Source organism: Streptococcus sp. 4155 (assembly GCF_013276695.1).
GTDB classification, from domain to species: domain Bacteria; phylum Bacillota; class Bacilli; order Lactobacillales; family Streptococcaceae; genus Streptococcus; species Streptococcus pseudopneumoniae.
In genome coordinates this window covers 1-744 of the sequence record NZ_VMLM01000074.1, presented here as the reverse complement: position 1 = coordinate 744, position 744 = coordinate 1, and the positions used below count along the sequence as shown (strand labels likewise).

1 protein-coding gene is annotated in these 744 nt (G+C 41.8%); it reads right to left on the bottom strand.

Going from position 1 to position 744, the window contains the following annotated elements:
• Positions 1 to 744, bottom strand: a 744-nt coding sequence (locus tag HT715_RS09130; protein WP_172922922.1) for an IS1380 family transposase, incomplete at both ends; no start/stop codon positions are given.

Genomic DNA, 744 nt, shown 5'->3' with positions numbered 1-744 from the left:
CTACACTGCTTAAATTGGTTACAAGAGAGACCACATCATAGAACAATTCCCCTTCCTGTCTTTGGGAAAATTGGCAAACACGACGTGGCTGGCGCCAAGAATCGGCTTTATAAAGGGACTCTGAATAGGAAGAATGAGGTAAAATACTCAAATCCTCTGAACAAGGCAAGGTTAAATCTCCCAAGCGACTCAGAACAGCGTTCCTTTTCAGTTTGGTCAAATAGGCATGACCTCTATCTTCCAGTAAATCATAGAGTTTTGGGCTCACAAAACCGCTATCCATACGAAAAATCAGATGGTCAAACTGCTCTAAAATGGGGTGAATAAGGGCATCTGCTCCTTCTGAACAATAGCGATTTCCAGAACGTAACTGGGCATTCAGACAATAGCCAGTCTGGCTTTCAAAGGCATAAAGGGGATGATAAGCTGTCACCTGATAATGAGCATTATAGTCGGCTCCCTCTTGATGCCCATAAGTGGTAAAATGAGTGGAATCCACATCAACGATAAGACTGGGTTGGCTTTGCATTTGTAAAAAGAGTTGAACCAGTTCAAAGTTTAGTCTTCGCAAGCTCCCAACAGTTGCTTCTGTTGAACGTGACAGAAAGCGAGACAAGGTTGGTTGAGACGCAACTTGTCCAGTTTCCAACAGTTTTGGAAAATAAGCATCTGATTTTAATTTCTTACAGGCATAGTCTATGTCATAGCCTGTAAGGATTTGAAAGAGAAATTGGATGACAATAT